Origin of the sequence: Roseovarius sp. SCSIO 43702 (assembly GCF_019599045.1) — a bacterium.
Lineage (GTDB): Bacteria > Pseudomonadota > Alphaproteobacteria > Rhodobacterales > Rhodobacteraceae > Roseovarius.
The window spans coordinates 1058148-1072311 of the sequence record NZ_CP080623.1; the positions used below are offsets into that span (position 1 = coordinate 1058148).

Here is a 14164-nt window from a genome sequence, read left to right on the forward strand (position 1 = left end):
CGCATGTTGCGCTCTGGTGTAATCGCGAAGAAGGTCGGGATGACCCGGCTCTTCATGGAGGACGGGAAACAGATCCCCGTGACCGTCCTGCAACTGGACAACCTTCAGGTCGTCGCGCAGCGCACGGCCGAGGACCATGGGTATTCGGCCGTTCAGCTCGGCGCCGGCTCGATCAAGGCGAAGCGCGTCTCGAAGGCGATGCGCGGGCATTTCTCGGTCGCCAAGGTGGAGCCCAAGCGGAAGGTCGCGGAATTCCGCGTCGATCCCGAGAACCTGATCAACGTGGGTGAGGAAATCACCGCGAACCATTACTTCGAGGGCCAGTTCGTCGACGTGAGCGGCACCTCGATCGGCAAGGGCTTCGCCGGTGCCATGAAGCGGCACAATTTCGGCGGCCTGCGCGCGTCGCACGGCGTGTCGATCAGCCACCGTTCGCACGGCTCGACGGGTCAGTGCCAGGATCCGGGCAAGGTCTTCAAGGGCAAGAAGATGGCCGGTCACATGGGCGCCGCTCGTGTCACCACGCAGAACCTTCAGGTCGTCAAAACCGACGCCGACCGTGGCCTGATCATGGTCAAGGGTGCCGTTCCCGGCTCCAAGGGTGGCTGGGTCACGGTGAAGGACGCGGTCAAGAAGCCGTTCCCCGAGAACGCGATCCTGCCCGCTGCCCTGAAATCGGATGCCGAAGCCGCCGCGAAGGCCGCCGAGGAAGCCGCGGCCGCAGCCGCCGCCGAGGCCGAGGCCGAAGCCAAGCGTCTCGCCGAGGAGCAGGCCGCCCAGGAAGCAGCCGAGCTGAAAGCCGCAGAAGCCGACATCGAGGCCGACAAGGCCGACGAGACCGGCGAAGAGAAAAAGGACGGTGAGGAATGAAACTCGACGTGATCAAACTGGACGGCAGCAAGGCCGGCTCGGTCGATCTTGGCGAAGACATCTTCGACCTCGATCCGCGTGCCGACATCCTGCACCGCGTTGTCCGCTGGCAGCGCAACAAGGCGCAGCAGGGCACCCACAAGGTCAAGACGCGCTCCGAGGTCAGCTATTCGACCAAGAAGATCTATCGCCAGAAGGGCACCGGCGGCGCACGCCACGGCGCGCGCTCGGCTCCGATCTTCCGCAAGGGTGGCATCTACAAGGGCCCGGTTCCGCGCAGCCACGCGCATGACCTGCCCAAGAAGGTGCGCGCGCTCGGCCTGAAACACGCGCTGAGCGCGAAGGCCAAGGCCGGTGAACTGGTCGTGATCGAATCGGCCGAGGCAGAAGGCAAGACCGGCGCCCTGGCCAAGCAGGTCCGCGACCTGGGCTGGAAACGCGCGCTGGTGATCGACGGGGCAGAGGTGAACGAAGGGTTCGCCAAGGCCGCGCGCAACATCGAGGGTCTCGATGTGCTGCCGTCGATCGGCGCAAACGTCTATGACATCCTCAAGCGCGACACGCTCGTGCTGACCAAGGCGGGTGTCGAAGCACTGGAGGCTCGTCTGAAATGAGTGCCAAAGCCGAACATTACGATGTGATCCGCAAGCCCGTGATCACCGAGAAGGCCACCATGGCGTCGGAGAACGGCGCGGTCGTCTTCGAGGTGTCGATGGACGCGGCCAAGCCCCAGATCAAGGAGGCCGTCGAGGCGCTCTTCGGTGTGAAGGTGAAGGCCGTGAACACCTCGATCATGAAGGGCAAGGCCAAGCGCTTTCGCGGCCAGCCGGGCAAGCGCAAGGACGTCAAGAAGGCCTACGTGACGCTCGAAGAGGGCAACACGATCGACGTGACGACAGGGCTTTAAGGGTCCGTCCCGGGCTTGACCCGGGACCTCGCGCCGCGTGGCGTGCTCTGACGTGACGAGGCCCCGGATCAGGTCCGGGGCGGGAATTTCGGGAAACCCCGGCTGCGCGAGTGGTCGGGGTTTTTCCTTTTTTGCTATGTTCAAGCCGAATTGAAACTGGAGATATCACGTGTACTTTAAGGCGTTGCAGGCAAGCCTACTATAATCTCCTGTCCAGGGATGCATGGCACAGGCTAGGTCAATGCCATGATTTCCCGCCCGGCGTTGAGAGCTTTACGCGGTGGTTCGCGGCGGAGCGGGGGAGCGATCCGCTCCGATCCATGGCCGCCCCGCTGCTTTTCGCACCTTACCCGCTTGACCCTCCGCACAGTCTTCACTACACGGACCCATCACGGCAGCCCCGGATTCGTCCGGGGCTTTGCCATTGTTCGCGAGAACGCTCGAACCGGGCACCTACGGGGGCCTATAACATCGCCGGGTCAACGCCCGGTCTACATAGCGGGGCCGCGGCCTCGCACTGCTAAACGGAAGACAGAAAGCATGGCACTCAAGTCGTACAAGCCAACGACGCCGGGCCAGCGCGGGCTGGTGCTGATCGACCGTTCGGAGCTTTGGAAAGGACGCCCCGTCAAATCCCTCACCGAGGGTCTGACGAAATCGGGCGGCCGGAACAACACCGGACGCATCACATCGCGCCGTCGCGGCGGCGGGGCGAAACGCCTCTACCGGATCGTTGATTTCAAACGTAACAAGTTCGACGTGGCGGCCACCGTCGAGCGGATCGAATACGATCCGAACCGGACCGCCTTCATCGCGCTGGTGAAATACGAGGACGGCGAACAGGCCTATATCCTCGCGCCGCAGCGCTTGGCCGTTGGCGACAGGATCGTCGCCGGCTCCAAGGTCGACATCAAGCCCGGTAACGCCATGCCCTTTGCCGGCATGCCCATCGGCACGATCGTCCACAATATCGAGCTCAAGCCCGGCAAGGGTGGCCAGATCGCGCGTGCCGCGGGCACCTATGCCCAGTTCGTCGGCCGCGACGGCGGCTATGCGCAGATCCGCCTCTCGAGCGGTGAGCTTCGCATGGTGCGCCAGGAATGCATGGCGACCGTGGGTGCCGTCTCGAACCCCGACAACTCGAACCAGAACTTCGGCAAGGCCGGCCGGATGCGCCACCTTGGCAAGCGTCCATCGGTGCGCGGTGTCGTGATGAACCCGATCGACCACCCGCATGGCGGGGGCGAAGGCCGGACCTCGGGTGGCCGTCACCCGGTCACGCCCTGGGGCAAGCCCACCAAGGGTGCCCGCACCCGCAACAAGAACAAGGCGTCGCAGAAGCTCATCATCCGCTCGCGTCACGCCAAGAAGAAGGGCCGTTAACACATGGCACGTTCCGTCTGGAAAGGCCCCTTCGTCGATGCCTATGTCCTGAAAAAGGCCGAAGCATCGCGCGAGTCGGGGCGCAACGAAGTCATCAAGATCTGGTCGCGCCGTTCGACCATCCTCCCGCAATTCGTGGGACTGACGTTCGGCGTCTACAATGGTCACAAGCACATTCCCGTGAACGTGACCGAGGACATGATCGGTCAGAAGTTCGGTGAATACTCGCCGACGCGCACCTATTACGGGCACGCGGCCGACAAGAAAGCGAAGCGGAAGTAAGTCATGGGCAAGGAAAAGAACCCCCGCCGCGTGGCAGACAACGAAGCAATGGCGAAACTCCGCATGCTTCGCACGAGCCCGCAGAAACTCAACCTGGTCGCGGCGCTGATCCGTGGCAAGAAGGTGGACAAGGCGTTGAACGACCTCACCTTCAGCCAGAAGCGGATCGCGCAGGACGTGAAGAAATGCCTTCAGTCCGCCATCGCCAACGCCGAGAACAACCACAACCTTGACGTGGACGAGTTGATCGTGGCCGAGGCCTATGTCGGCAAGAACCTCGTCATGAAGCGCGGCCGCCCGCGTGCCCGCGGACGGTTCGGCGCCCTGCGCAAGCCGTTCTCGGAACTGACGATCAAGGTGCGTGAAGTCGAGGAGCAAGCCTAATGGGTAACAAAGTCAATCCGATCGGCATGCGCCTTCAGGTCAACCGCACCTGGGACAGCCGCTGGTATGCCAATACCAAGGACTACGGAAACCTCCTGCTCGAGGATATCGCGATCCGCGATTTCATCGAGAAGGAATGCAAGCAGGCCGGCATCAGCCGCGTGATCATCGAGCGTCCGCACAAGAAGTGCCGCGTCACGGTGCATACCGCGCGTCCGGGCGTGATCATCGGCAAGAAAGGCGCCGATATCGAGACCCTGCGCAAGAAGCTCGCCAACATCACCGACAGCGAGCTTCACCTCAACATCGTCGAGGTGCGCAAGCCCGAGCTCGATGCCGCCCTCGTGGGTGACAGCATCGCACAGCAGCTCGAGCGTCGTGTCTCGTTCCGCCGTGCCATGAAGCGCGCCGTGCAGAACGCGATGCGCATGGGTGCCCTCGGTATCCGTGTCAACGTGTCGGGCCGCCTCGGCGGGGCCGAGATCGCGCGGACCGAATGGTATCGCGAGGGCCGGGTGCCGCTGCACACGCTGCGTGCGGATATCGACTACGCGCAGTCCGAGGCGATGACGCCCTACGGGATCATCGGCATCAAGGTTTGGATCTTCAAGGGTGAGATCATGGAGCACGATCCCGGTGCCCGTGACCGCAAGGCCCAGGAGCTCCAGGATGGTCCCGCGCCGCGTGGCGCCGGCGGCCGTCGCTAAGGAGGACAGGACATGCTGCAACCAAAGCGCACCAAATTCCGCAAGATGCACAAGGGCCGGATCAAGGGCGAAGCCAAGGGCGGGTCCGATCTGAACTTCGGCTCCTTCGGCCTGAAGGCCACGCAGCCCGAGCGCGTCACCGCGCGCCAGATCGAGGCCGCACGCCGTGCCATGACGCGCCACATGAAGCGTCAGGGTCGCGTCTGGATCCGTATCTTCCCCGATACGCCCGTCACCTCGAAACCCACCGAGGTCCGGATGGGCAAGGGTAAGGGCTCGGTCGATTTCTGGGCCTGCAAGGTCAAGCCGGGCCGCGTGATGTTCGAGATCGACGGCGTGAGCGACGAAGTGGCCCACGAGGCCCTGCGCCTTGCCGCGATGAAGCTTCCGATCAAGACCCGCGTGGTGGTCCGCGAGGACTGGTGAGTTTCGCGATGCGAAGTTCAACAGGTGCGGTGTAGGCAATCTCGCAGAAATCGCCGGGCCGCGCCCCCAAAGAAAGACAAAACCCCCGCCGGAGACATCCGGCGGGGTTTTCCTTTGCGCTCAACCCTCGGCGTCGTTGCCTTGGGCCGTCATCGTGAGCGGTTCCTTGAACGTGAGCGTGCGATAGGGGAAGGGGATCTCGATCCCGGCCTCGTCGAGCGCGCGCTTGACCGCGGCGACGACTTCATCGCGCGAGCGGCGGACGTCCACGGGTTTCGAGCCGGTCCACCACGTCACCTCGAAATTGATCGAGGACGAGGCGAATTCCTGCGCGAAGACCTGCACGGGCCGGGTGTCCTGCTTGACCGTCGAGCAGCCCTTGAGCGCCTTCTCGATCACCTCGCGCGCCTGGTCGACATCGGTGTCGTAGGAGACGCCCGCGATCACGGTCACGCGGCGATCGTCCTGGTGGGTGCGGATCGTGACCGGGTTCTTGAAGAGGATCGAGTTCGGCACGATCACGAGCTGGCCGTCGGTCTGCTGGATGTGGCTTTCGCGGATGGCGATATGCGCGACCTTGCCCTCGATATCCTCGCATTCGATGAAATCGCCCATGCGCATCTCGCGCCGGAAGAGGATGATGATCCCTGCAAGGAAGTTCTCGAACACGTCCTTGAAGGCGAACCCGATCGCCACCGATCCGATACCGAGCCCGGCGAGGATGCTGGCCGGGGTAAGACCGGGAAAGAGGATGACGGCGGCGATCATGATGCCGAGCACCCAGATGCCGATGGACAAAAGCAGGTTGAAGAGCTCCTGGAGGCTCGGGCGCAGCTTGGTGCGCGACAGGGTCCGGGCGAGAAGCGCGGAGGCTCCCTTGGAGACGAGCCAGGTGAGAAGGATGACCAGGACGGCCACGGCCAGTTGCGGCAGGATCGCGATCGCGCCGCGCGCGATGTCGCGAAGCTGGTTGAGGAGTATTTCGACGGGTTCCAGTGGGCCGCTCCGGTTGCTGGTTTGCAGTCAAACGCACGAGGCCGGATTTTGTTCACCGTGGTGTCGGGACGGCTTCTCAAGGCACCGCAAGCTGCGCTACATCCGGGGCATGGCCCAGATCGATTCCCTCTTCGTCACCCGCCTCTATCGCGCCGCGCTGTCCGAGCATGGACCGGCCGTCGATACCGGCGAGCTTGCCGCGTCGTGCTATTCCATCGCCGAGGACGACGAGGCGGGCCAGGACTGGTGCGAGGAAAACGGCTATCCCGGCTACACCTCATATGCATCGCTGACCGACCTGCCGTGGCGGTTTCCCATCTTCGCCGACCTGGTCAAGGTGCTGAATGCGCATGTGGCCGCATTCGCAGACGACCTCGAGTTCGACCTTGAGGGCAGGGCGCTTGCGCTCGAGGATATCTGGATCAACATCCTGCCCGAGGGCGGATCGCATTCCTCGCATATCCATCCGCACTCGGTCATTTCCGGCACGACCTACGTGGCGATGCCCGAGGGGACGAGCGCGCTTCGGCTCGAGGATCCCCGCTCGGCCCGGATGATGGCCGCCCCCCCGCGCCGGAAGGGATGCCGCGACGAGCTGCGCACCTTTGTCTATGCCGCGCCGAAGGTGGGCGACGTGCTTCTCTGGGAAAGCTGGCTTCGCCACGAGGTGCCCACGAACATGAGCGAGGACGACCGGATCTCGGTCAGTTTCAACTACGGCTGGGGGTGAGCGGAGAAAAGCGGGATATACTCTTGCCCTCGCGCCGCGCCTCCCTTATAGAGCCGCAATCCGCGTGACCCGCCCGTCGGGGATTCGCGTGTCTGCAATTCATCCACCGGGTTTCGGGTGACCCTGAAGCAACCGCCAGGGGCCTTCCGGTGTTTTGAGAAAAGGAAGATGGCAATGAACGCCTCGGAACTGCGTGACAAGACGCCCGACCAGCTTCGCGAAGAGCTGGCCAACCTCAAGAAAGAGCAGTTCAACCTGCGCTTTCAGGCCGCGACCGGCCAGCTGGAAAACCCGGCCCGGATGCGCCGTGCCCGTCGTGACGCCGCGCGCGTCAAGACGATCCTCAACGAAAAAGCCCGCGCGGCAGCCGAGTAAGGAGCGAGAGACATGCCCAAACGTATCCTTCAGGGCCGCGTGACCAGCGACGCCAACGAACAGACCGTCACCGTTTCGGTCGAGCGCCGCTTCAAGCACCCGGTGCTTCAGAAAACCATCCGTAAGTCCAAGAAATACCGGGCTCACGATGAGAAGAACACCTACAAGGTGGGTGACGTGGTCCGCATCATCGAATGTGCGCCCAAGTCCAAGACGAAACGCTGGGAGGTTCTGGAGGCGTAAGCCCGAGAACCTTCCGGTTTGATCGAAACCATGGGGCCGATGGCACGCGAGTGCGACCCCAAAGGTCAGGAGAAACCAAATGATCCAGATGCAGACCAATCTGGATGTAGCTGACAATTCCGGCGCCCGCCGGGTTCAGTGCATCAAGGTCCTGGGTGGTTCCAAGCGCAAGTATGCGTCCGTCGGCGACATCATCGTCGTCTCGGTCAAGGAAGCCATCCCGCGTGGTCGCGTGAAGAAGGGTGACGTCCGCAAGGCCGTCGTCGTGCGCACCGCCAAGGAAGTCCGTCGCGAAGACGGCACCGCCATCCGCTTCGACCGCAACGCCGCCGTCATCCTGAACAACTCGGGTGAGCCCATCGGCACGCGTATCTTCGGCCCGGTGGTTCGCGAGCTGCGCGCGAAGAACTTCATGAAGATCATCTCGCTCGCCCCGGAGGTGCTGTGACATGGCTGCCAAACTGAAAAAGGGCGACAAGGTCGTCGTTCTCGCCGGCAAGGACAAGGGCAAGGAAGGCACGATCGCATCGGTCGATCCCAAGGCCGGAAAGGCCGTGGTCGATGGCGTGAACATGGCCATGCGCCACACCCGCCAGAGCCAGACGAGCCAGGGCGGCCGCCTGCCCAAGGCGATGCCGATCGACCTGAGCAACCTCGCCTATGTCGACGCCAACGGAAAACCGACGCGCGTCGGCTTCAAGATGGACGGCGACAAGAAGGTTCGCTTCGCCAAGACCACGGGGGACGTGATCGATGCTTGACACCGCAACCTATACACCGCGCCTGCGCACGCAGTACCGCGAGAGCATCAAGCCCGCGCTCAAGGAAGAGTTCGGCTACAAGAACGACATGCAGATCCCGCGTCTGGAGAAGATCGTCCTCAACATCGGCTGCGGCCGCGAGGCGGTCAAGGACAGCAAGAAGGCCAAGTCGGCCGTCGAGGACCTGTCGCTCATCGCCGGTCAGCGCGCCGTCATGACGGTCGCCAAGAAGTCGATCGCGGGCTTCCGCGTTCGTGACGGCATGCCCATGGGCGCCAAGGTCACGCTTCGCGGCGATCGCATGTATGATTTCCTCGATCGTCTGATCACCATCGCCATGCCCCGCATCCGCGACTTCCGCGGCGTGTCGGGCAAGAGCTTCGATGGCCGCGGCAACTATGCCATGGGCCTGAAGGAGCACATGGTGTTCCCCGAGATCAACTTCGACAAGATCGATGAATCCTGGGGAATGGACATCGTCATCACAACCACGGCTCAGACCGACGCCGAAGCCAAGGCACTGTTGAAGCATTTCAACATGCCCTTCACAAGCTGACGCCGCGGGAGGATTTGAAAAATGGCCAAGAAAGCAATGATCGAACGCGAGAAGAAGCGTCAGAAACTGGTGGAGAAATATGCCGCCAAGCGCGCCGCGTTGAAGGAGATCATCTCGGATGAGAGCAAGCCGATGGAGGAGCGCTTCCGCGCGTCTCTCAAGCTTGCACAACTGCCGCGCAACAGCTCGGCGACGCGGCTCCACAACCGTTGCCAGCTCACCGGGCGTCCGCACGCCTATTACCGCAAACTCAAGATCAGCCGGATCGCCCTGCGCGATCTCGGGTCCGCCGGCCAACTGCCCGGCATGGTCAAGTCGAGCTGGTAAGGAGGCACGCACATGAATGATCCCATCGGCGATATGCTCACCCGCCTGCGCAACGCGGGCATGCGTGGCAAATCCACCGTCACGATGCCGGCCTCGAAGATGCGCGTGCGCGTTCTCGAAGTCCTGGCCGACGAAGGCTACATCCGCGGTTTCGAACAGACCACGGGCGAGAATGGCCATCCGGCCATCGAGGTGAGCCTCAAGTATTTCGAAGGCGCCCCCGCCATTCGCGAGATGAAACGGGTCTCCAAGCCCGGTCGCCGCGTCTACATGGGCGTCAAGGACATCCCGACGGTCCGTCAGGGCCTGGGTGTGTCGATTGTCTCCACCCCCAAGGGTGTGATGTCGGACGCAAGCGCACGCGCGGCCAATGTCGGCGGCGAAGTGCTCTGCACCGTATTCTGAGGAGGCCGCAATGTCTCGTATCGGCAAGAAACCAGTCGACCTTCCCGATGGCGTCAGCGCCAACGTGTCGGGTCAGACCATCGAGGTCAAAGGCCCCAAGGACAGCAAGTCCTTCACCGCGACCGACGACGTGACCCTCGAGGTGGCGGACGGCAAGATCACCGTCACGCCGCGCGGCAAGTCCAAGCGTGCCCGTCAGCAATGGGGCATGACCCGGACGATCGTGGCCAACATGGTTCACGGCGCCAAGGACACGTTCAAGAAAGAGCTCGAGATCCGCGGCGTGGGTTACCGGGCCCAGATGCAGGGCAACGTGCTGAAGCTGAACCTCGGCTACAGCCACGATGTCGATTTTCCCATTCCGGAAGGTGTGACTGTCACCGTGCCCAAGCCGACGGAACTCACCGTCGAAGGCACCGACAAGCAGCTCGTCGGCCAGGTCGCGGCCAATATCCGCGAATGGCGTAGCCCCGAGCCCTACAAGGGCAAGGGTATCCGCTACAAGGACGAGTACATCTTCCAGAAGGAAGGCAAGAAGAAGTAAGGAACGCGAGAGATGGCAAACAGCAAACTGCAACTGTTTCAGAAACGCCGCCTGCGCGTTCGGAGCAAGCTTCGCAAGGTCAACTCGGGCCGTCCGCGCCTGAGCGTGCACCGCTCGAACAAGAACCTCAGCGTGCAGCTGATCGACGACGTGAACGGCGTGACGCTGGCCTCGGCCTCGACCCTCGAGAAGGATCTCGGCGTCGTGGGCAAGAACAACGTCGAGGCGGCCAAGAAGGTGGGTTCGGCGATCGCCGAGCGCGCGAAGAAGGCCGGCGTGACCGAGGCCCAGTTCGACCGTGGCGGGTTCCTGTTCCACGGCAATATCGAGGCGCTGGCCGATGCCGCGCGCGAGGGTGGTCTGAAGATCTGACGGGTCCTGCGCGCCTGGCGCGCAGCCCATGAACCAAGCGAAGATGGCCCGTCGCGGGCCATCTCGATGATCCGGGGGCCCGGTTGGCCCACCTGGATTGACACCAACGCGCCCCGCGTGGGCCGGCAAGAAAGGAAGCCTGATGGCAAGAGATGACAAACGGGGACGTGGTCGCGACCGCGATGAGACGCCCGAATTCGCCGATCGCCTTGTCGCGATCAACCGTGTTTCGAAGACTGTGAAGGGCGGCAAGCGCTTCGGTTTCGCCGCGCTCGTTGTCGTGGGCGACCAGAAGGGCCGCGTGGGCTTCGGCAAGGGCAAGGCCAAGGAGGTCCCCGAGGCGATCCGCAAGGCCACCGAGCAGGCCAAGCGCCAGATGATCCGCGTGCCGCTGCGCGAGGGTCGCACGCTGCACCACGACATGCAGGGCCGTCACGGTGCCGGCAAGGTGGTCATGCGCACGGCCCCGACCGGCACGGGCATCATCGCCGGTGGTCCGATGCGGGCCGTTTTCGAGATGCTGGGTGTTCAGGACGTCGTCGCCAAGTCGGTCGGCAGCCAGAACCCCTACAACATGATCCGTGCCACGCTGAACGGCCTCCAGAAGGAAGCCAGCCCGCGCATGGTCGCGCAACGCCGCGGCAAGAAGGTCGCCGACATCCTGCGCCACAACGAGGACGCGCCGCAAGCCGCGCCTTCGGACGCGCCGGTCGACGTGGCCTCGCCGAGCTAAGGAGACAGAGCAATGGCAAAAACCATCGTCGTCAAGCAGGTGGGTTCGCCCATCCGCCGCCCCGCCAAGCAGCGCCAGACGCTGATCGGGCTCGGCCTCAACAAGATGCACAAGACCCGCGAACTCGAGGACACGCCCTCGATCCGCGGCATGGTCGCCAAGATCCCGCATCTCGTCGAGATCGTCGAAGAGAAAAACTGAAGCCGGGGCGGGTGCGAACCCGCCCTGCCTTCGTTCCAGGCCGGGCGCGCCCGGCTTGAACCGCAAGACCGATACGACTATACGCCACCGGCGGCCCGATGGGCCTCCGACTCACATGACAGACGCCGCGTTCGGCCGCTCCCGTCGCTGGGGGCCGCATCCGGCAAAGGAGAAGCGACATGAAACTGCATGAACTGCGCGACAACGAAGGCGCGAACAAGAAACGCAAGCGCGTGGGCCGTGGCCCGGGCTCGGGCATGGGCAAGACCGGTGGCCGGGGTATCAAGGGTCAGAAATCGCGCTCGGGCGTGGCGATCAAGGGGTTCGAGGGTGGCCAGATGCCGCTCTACCAACGCTTGCCGAAGCGCGGCTTCTCGAAGCCGAACCGCAAGAAATACGCGGTCGTCAACCTCGGCATGATCCAGAAATTCGTCGATGCCAAGAAGCTCGACGCCAAGGGCACGATCACCGAGGACACGCTGATCGAGGCGGGCCTCGTGCGCCGCAAGCTCGACGGTGTGCGCATTCTGGCCAAGGGTGACGTGACCGCGAAACTGACGATCGAGGTCGCCGGTGCATCGAAATCCGCGATCGACGCGGTCGAGAAGGCGGGTGGTTCGCTCAAGGTCACATCCGCGCAGGCGGCCGAATAAGAGGTTGTGGGCGCCAGTCCCGGCGCTTACATATCCCCAAGTTTTCCCTTCGACGCCGCCTGAGCCGGAAAACGGCTTTGGCGGCGTTTGCACAAGAAAGAGACGCCTCAAATGGTTTCCGCAGCAGAACAAATGGCGGCGAACTCGAGCTGGGCCGCCTTCGGCAAGGCCACAGACCTTCGCAAGCGCATCTTCTTCACGATCGGCCTTCTGATCATCTACCGGCTGGGCACGTTCATCCCGGTTCCGGGGATCGACGGCGCCGAGCTTCGGGAGTTCATGGAAGGCGCGGCGGCCAGCATCGGCGGCATGCTCAGCATGTTCACCGGCGGGGCGCTCGGGCGGATGGGCATCTTCGCACTCGGGATCATGCCCTATATCTCGGCCTCGATCATCGTGCAGCTTCTGACCGCCATGGTGCCGCAACTCGAGCAACTCAAGAAAGAGGGCGAGCAGGGGCGAAAGAAGATCAACCAGTATACCCGCTACGGCACCGTTGCCCTTGCGACGCTGCAATCCTACGGTCTCGCGGTCAGTCTCCAGTCAGGCGGGTTGGTGACCGAGCCAGGGATTTTCTTCATCGCGTCCTGCATGATCACGCTCGTCGGCGGCACGATGTTCCTGATGTGGATCGGCGAGCAGATCACCGCGCGCGGCATCGGCAACGGCATCTCTCTCATCATTTTCGTGGGCATCATCGCCGAGGTGCCCGCGGCGCTCGCACAGTTCTTCGCGAGCGGGCGGAGCGGGGCGGTCAGCCCGGCTGTCATCGTGGGCGTGATGATCATGGTGGTCGCGGTCATCGCCTTCGTCGTGTTCATGGAGCGAAGCCTGCGCAAGATCCATATCCAGTATCCGCGCCGGCAGGTGGGGATGAAGGTCTATGACGGCGGCTCCTCGCACCTGCCGATCAAGGTGAACCCCGCGGGCGTCATCCCGGCGATCTTCGCCTCGTCGCTCCTGCTGCTGCCGACGACGATCAGCACCTTCTCGGGCAACCAGACGAGCCCCGTCATGTCGACGGTTCTGGCCTATTTCGGGCCGGGTCAGCCGCTCTACCTGGTGTTCTTCACCGGGATGATCGTCTTCTTCGCGTATTTCTACACCTACAACGTCGCCTTCAAGACCGACGATGTCGCGGAGAACCTCAAGAACCAGAACGGCTTCATCCCGGGTATCCGGCCCGGCAAGAAAACCGCGGAATATCTCGATTACGTGGTGACGCGCGTTCTTGTGCTCGGCTCCGCCTACCTCGCGGCGGTCTGTCTTCTGCCTGAAATTCTGCGGTCGCAACTGGCGATCCCCTTCTATTTCGGCGGGACCTCTGTTCTTATCGTCGTGTCGGTCACGATGGATACGATCCAGCAGGTTCAGTCGCACCTCCTGGCGCATCAGTACGAGGGCCTTATCGAGAAATCGCAGCTGAGCGGCCGGGGCAAGCGCCGCGCGCGGAGAAAAGGGACACAACGCAGATGAACATCATCCTTCTCGGACCGCCGGGCGCGGGCAAGGGCACGCAGGCGCATCTCCTGGTGGAGGAGCGCGACATGATCCAGCTCTCGACCGGCGACATGCTGCGCGAGGCCAAGGACAGCGGCACCGAGATGGGCAAGGTCGTGGCCGACGTGATGGCACGCGGCGACCTGGTGACGGACGAGATCGTGATCGGCCTCATCCGCGAGAAACTCCGGGGCGAGAAGGGCGGCGGTTTCATCTTCGACGGTTTCCCCCGCACCCTGCCGCAGGCGGATGCCCTGGGCGAGCTGCTGGCCGAGTTCGGCGAGACGCTCGACGCGGTCGTCGAGATGCGCGTGGATGACGACGCGCTGGTCGAGCGGATCACGGCGCGGTCGACCTGTGGCAATTGCGGCGAGGTCTATAACGACCATACCAAGCCGATCCCCGAGGACGGCAAATGCGTGAAGTGCGGCGGCACCGAGTTCAAGCGCCGCGCGGACGACAACGAGGAGGCGCTTCGCAACCGCCTGATGGAATACTACAAGAAAACCTCGCCTTTGATCGGCTACTACTATGCCAAGGACATGCTGCGCACGGTGAACGGGCTTGGATCCATCGAGGATGTGAAGGCGGCGATTTCGAAGGTCCTCGGCTGATCGCCGAGCCGGGGTCAGCACTGGATTCCTCGCCGAATTCCGGGGCTATCGCGGCAATTCCGCGGATGGGCTTGACGACTCCGCGCGTTCCCTCTAACCAGCCCTATCTCTCGAGAGAGTGATTCTGTCCGGGTCGCACCCGGAAGGAATCGATCACCTGACATCAGCTGCGGCCCGGAGCGTCCCGCCTCGGGC

Annotated in this window: 24 protein-coding genes; 23 read left to right on the forward strand and 1 reads right to left on the reverse strand. The window is 63.4% G+C overall.

The window, feature by feature from the left end:
• Window positions 1-3: 3 nt before the first annotated feature.
• The 8 genes from rplC to rplP all read left to right on the forward strand — a co-directional run bounded on the left by rplC (window position 4) and on the right by rplP (window position 4959).
• A complete protein-coding gene (gene rplC, locus K1T73_RS04985; RefSeq protein WP_220602872.1) occupies window positions 4-870 on the forward strand; it encodes a 50S ribosomal protein L3 in 867 nt (288 codons plus the stop codon).
• Window positions 867-1484 carry a 50S ribosomal protein L4 gene (gene rplD, locus K1T73_RS04990; RefSeq protein ID WP_220602873.1) on the forward strand — a complete coding sequence of 206 codons (618 nt, stop codon included), beginning with the start codon at window positions 867-869 and terminating at the stop codon, window positions 1482-1484. The genes rplC and rplD overlap by 4 nt, the downstream gene beginning before the upstream one ends.
• Window positions 1481-1777: a 50S ribosomal protein L23 gene (locus tag K1T73_RS04995; RefSeq protein ID WP_220602874.1), complete on the forward strand. Its 297-nt coding sequence runs from the start codon at window positions 1481-1483 to the stop codon at window positions 1775-1777. The genes rplD and K1T73_RS04995 overlap by 4 nt, the downstream gene beginning before the upstream one ends.
• A 540-nt stretch (window positions 1778-2317) precedes the next feature.
• The gene (rplB, locus tag K1T73_RS05000) at window positions 2318-3160 is read left to right on the forward strand and encodes a 50S ribosomal protein L2 (RefSeq protein ID WP_220602875.1); all 843 of its coding nucleotides are present in this window, start codon (window positions 2318-2320) and stop codon (window positions 3158-3160) included.
• Between the two features lie 3 nt (window positions 3161-3163).
• Window positions 3164-3442, forward strand: a complete 279-nt coding sequence (gene rpsS, locus K1T73_RS05005) for a 30S ribosomal protein S19 (protein WP_093037855.1) — start codon at window positions 3164-3166, stop codon at window positions 3440-3442.
• Window positions 3443-3445: 3 nt separating this feature from the next.
• Complete coding sequence (gene rplV / locus K1T73_RS05010) at window positions 3446-3826, forward strand: 50S ribosomal protein L22 (RefSeq protein WP_220602876.1); 381 nt, start codon at window positions 3446-3448, stop codon at window positions 3824-3826.
• Window positions 3826-4533, forward strand: coding sequence for a 30S ribosomal protein S3 (gene rpsC, locus K1T73_RS05015; protein WP_220602877.1), 708 nt, complete (start codon window positions 3826-3828; stop codon window positions 4531-4533). Before rplV ends, rpsC begins: the two co-directional genes overlap by 1 nt.
• Window positions 4534-4545: 12 nt before the next feature.
• Window positions 4546-4959, forward strand: a complete 414-nt coding sequence (gene rplP, locus K1T73_RS05020) for a 50S ribosomal protein L16 (RefSeq protein ID WP_220602878.1) — start codon at window positions 4546-4548, stop codon at window positions 4957-4959.
• Window positions 4960-5079: 120 nt separating this feature from the next.
• Here rplP and K1T73_RS05025 read toward each other — a convergent pair whose 3' ends face one another.
• Entirely contained in the window at window positions 5080-5955 is an 876-nt protein-coding gene (locus tag K1T73_RS05025) for a mechanosensitive ion channel family protein (protein ID WP_220603621.1), read from the reverse strand.
• A gap of 109 nt (window positions 5956-6064) precedes the next feature.
• Between K1T73_RS05025 and K1T73_RS05030 the strand changes: the two genes are divergently transcribed.
• The 15 genes from K1T73_RS05030 (at window position 6065) to K1T73_RS05100 (ending at window position 13969) form a co-directional block, all read left to right on the forward strand.
• Complete coding sequence (locus K1T73_RS05030) at window positions 6065-6685, forward strand: TIGR02466 family protein (protein WP_220602879.1); 621 nt, start codon at window positions 6065-6067, stop codon at window positions 6683-6685.
• A gap of 174 nt (window positions 6686-6859) precedes the next feature.
• On the forward strand, window positions 6860-7060 hold the full coding sequence (rpmC, locus tag K1T73_RS05035) for a 50S ribosomal protein L29 (protein ID WP_220602880.1): 201 nt from the start codon (window positions 6860-6862) through the stop codon (window positions 7058-7060).
• A 12-nt stretch (window positions 7061-7072) separates the two neighbouring features.
• A complete protein-coding gene (rpsQ, locus tag K1T73_RS05040) occupies window positions 7073-7303 on the forward strand; it encodes a 30S ribosomal protein S17 (protein ID WP_220602881.1) in 231 nt (76 codons plus the stop codon).
• 79 nt (window positions 7304-7382) lie between these two features.
• The gene (rplN, locus tag K1T73_RS05045; RefSeq protein WP_116133200.1) at window positions 7383-7751 is read left to right on the forward strand and encodes a 50S ribosomal protein L14; all 369 of its coding nucleotides are present in this window, start codon (window positions 7383-7385) and stop codon (window positions 7749-7751) included.
• A gap of 1 nt (window position 7752) precedes the next feature.
• Window positions 7753-8064 (forward strand): 50S ribosomal protein L24, encoded by a 312-nt coding sequence (gene rplX / locus K1T73_RS05050; RefSeq protein ID WP_220602882.1) that lies wholly within the window; start codon window positions 7753-7755, stop codon window positions 8062-8064.
• Window positions 8057-8620 (forward strand): 50S ribosomal protein L5, encoded by a 564-nt coding sequence (gene rplE / locus K1T73_RS05055; RefSeq protein WP_220602883.1) that lies wholly within the window; start codon window positions 8057-8059, stop codon window positions 8618-8620. The genes rplX and rplE overlap by 8 nt, the downstream gene beginning before the upstream one ends.
• A 21-nt stretch (window positions 8621-8641) precedes the next feature.
• Window positions 8642-8947 (forward strand): 30S ribosomal protein S14, encoded by a 306-nt coding sequence (gene rpsN / locus K1T73_RS05060; protein WP_220602884.1) that lies wholly within the window; start codon window positions 8642-8644, stop codon window positions 8945-8947.
• A gap of 12 nt (window positions 8948-8959) precedes the next feature.
• A complete protein-coding gene (gene rpsH / locus K1T73_RS05065; protein ID WP_220602885.1) occupies window positions 8960-9352 on the forward strand; it encodes a 30S ribosomal protein S8 in 393 nt (130 codons plus the stop codon).
• 10 nt (window positions 9353-9362) lie between these two features.
• Window positions 9363-9896 carry a 50S ribosomal protein L6 gene (gene rplF, locus K1T73_RS05070; protein ID WP_220602886.1) on the forward strand — a complete coding sequence of 178 codons (534 nt, stop codon included), beginning with the start codon at window positions 9363-9365 and terminating at the stop codon, window positions 9894-9896.
• Window positions 9897-9908: 12 nt separating this feature from the next.
• On the forward strand, window positions 9909-10268 hold the full coding sequence (rplR, locus tag K1T73_RS05075; RefSeq protein WP_220602887.1) for a 50S ribosomal protein L18: 360 nt from the start codon (window positions 9909-9911) through the stop codon (window positions 10266-10268).
• 142 nt (window positions 10269-10410) lie between these two features.
• Window positions 10411-11001 (forward strand): 30S ribosomal protein S5, encoded by a 591-nt coding sequence (gene rpsE / locus K1T73_RS05080; protein WP_220602888.1) that lies wholly within the window; start codon window positions 10411-10413, stop codon window positions 10999-11001.
• 12 nt (window positions 11002-11013) lie between these two features.
• Window positions 11014-11202, forward strand: coding sequence for a 50S ribosomal protein L30 (gene rpmD / locus K1T73_RS05085; protein WP_220602889.1), 189 nt, complete (start codon window positions 11014-11016; stop codon window positions 11200-11202).
• Between the two features lie 179 nt (window positions 11203-11381).
• On the forward strand, window positions 11382-11855 hold the full coding sequence (gene rplO, locus K1T73_RS05090; RefSeq protein ID WP_220602890.1) for a 50S ribosomal protein L15: 474 nt from the start codon (window positions 11382-11384) through the stop codon (window positions 11853-11855).
• 111 nt (window positions 11856-11966) lie between these two features.
• Window positions 11967-13331: a preprotein translocase subunit SecY gene (gene secY / locus K1T73_RS05095; protein WP_220602891.1), complete on the forward strand. Its 1365-nt coding sequence runs from the start codon at window positions 11967-11969 to the stop codon at window positions 13329-13331.
• Entirely contained in the window at window positions 13328-13969 is a 642-nt protein-coding gene (locus K1T73_RS05100; RefSeq protein ID WP_220602892.1) for an adenylate kinase, read from the forward strand. Before secY ends, K1T73_RS05100 begins: the two co-directional genes overlap by 4 nt.
• The last annotated feature ends 195 nt before the right edge of the window (window positions 13970-14164 follow it).

Excerpts from the sequence above, each read along its gene's own strand:
- rpsN (WP_220602884.1), top strand. The coding sequence starts at position 8,642 with ATGGCCAAGAAAGCAATGATCGAACGCGAGAAGAAGCGTCAGAAACTG.
- rplX (WP_220602882.1), top strand. The coding sequence starts at position 7,753 with ATGGCTGCCAAACTGAAAAAGGGCGACAAGGTCGTCGTTCTCGCCGGC.
- rplD (WP_220602873.1), top strand. The coding sequence starts at position 867 with ATGAAACTCGACGTGATCAAACTGGACGGCAGCAAGGCCGGCTCGGTC.
- rpsH (WP_220602885.1), top strand. The coding sequence starts at position 8,960 with ATGAATGATCCCATCGGCGATATGCTCACCCGCCTGCGCAACGCGGGC.
- rpsS (WP_093037855.1), top strand. The coding sequence starts at position 3,164 with ATGGCACGTTCCGTCTGGAAAGGCCCCTTCGTCGATGCCTATGTCCTG.
- rplF (WP_220602886.1), top strand. The coding sequence starts at position 9,363 with ATGTCTCGTATCGGCAAGAAACCAGTCGACCTTCCCGATGGCGTCAGC.
- rpsC (WP_220602877.1), top strand. The coding sequence starts at position 3,826 with ATGGGTAACAAAGTCAATCCGATCGGCATGCGCCTTCAGGTCAACCGC.
- rpmC (WP_220602880.1), top strand. The coding sequence starts at position 6,860 with ATGAACGCCTCGGAACTGCGTGACAAGACGCCCGACCAGCTTCGCGAA.
- K1T73_RS05100 (WP_220602892.1), top strand. The coding sequence starts at position 13,328 with ATGAACATCATCCTTCTCGGACCGCCGGGCGCGGGCAAGGGCACGCAG.
- rplB (WP_220602875.1), top strand. The coding sequence starts at position 2,318 with ATGGCACTCAAGTCGTACAAGCCAACGACGCCGGGCCAGCGCGGGCTG.
- rpsQ (WP_220602881.1), top strand. The coding sequence starts at position 7,073 with ATGCCCAAACGTATCCTTCAGGGCCGCGTGACCAGCGACGCCAACGAA.
- rpsE (WP_220602888.1), top strand. The coding sequence starts at position 10,411 with ATGGCAAGAGATGACAAACGGGGACGTGGTCGCGACCGCGATGAGACG.
- rplC (WP_220602872.1), top strand. The coding sequence starts at position 4 with ATGTTGCGCTCTGGTGTAATCGCGAAGAAGGTCGGGATGACCCGGCTC.
- rplP (WP_220602878.1), top strand. The coding sequence starts at position 4,546 with ATGCTGCAACCAAAGCGCACCAAATTCCGCAAGATGCACAAGGGCCGG.
- secY (WP_220602891.1), top strand. The coding sequence starts at position 11,967 with ATGGTTTCCGCAGCAGAACAAATGGCGGCGAACTCGAGCTGGGCCGCC.
- rplR (WP_220602887.1), top strand. The coding sequence starts at position 9,909 with ATGGCAAACAGCAAACTGCAACTGTTTCAGAAACGCCGCCTGCGCGTT.
- rpmD (WP_220602889.1), top strand. The coding sequence starts at position 11,014 with ATGGCAAAAACCATCGTCGTCAAGCAGGTGGGTTCGCCCATCCGCCGC.
- K1T73_RS05030 (WP_220602879.1), top strand. The coding sequence starts at position 6,065 with ATGGCCCAGATCGATTCCCTCTTCGTCACCCGCCTCTATCGCGCCGCG.
- rplE (WP_220602883.1), top strand. The coding sequence starts at position 8,057 with ATGCTTGACACCGCAACCTATACACCGCGCCTGCGCACGCAGTACCGC.
- rplV (WP_220602876.1), top strand. The coding sequence starts at position 3,446 with ATGGGCAAGGAAAAGAACCCCCGCCGCGTGGCAGACAACGAAGCAATG.
- K1T73_RS04995 (WP_220602874.1), top strand. The coding sequence starts at position 1,481 with ATGAGTGCCAAAGCCGAACATTACGATGTGATCCGCAAGCCCGTGATC.
- rplO (WP_220602890.1), top strand. The coding sequence starts at position 11,382 with ATGAAACTGCATGAACTGCGCGACAACGAAGGCGCGAACAAGAAACGC.
- rplN (WP_116133200.1), top strand. The coding sequence starts at position 7,383 with ATGATCCAGATGCAGACCAATCTGGATGTAGCTGACAATTCCGGCGCC.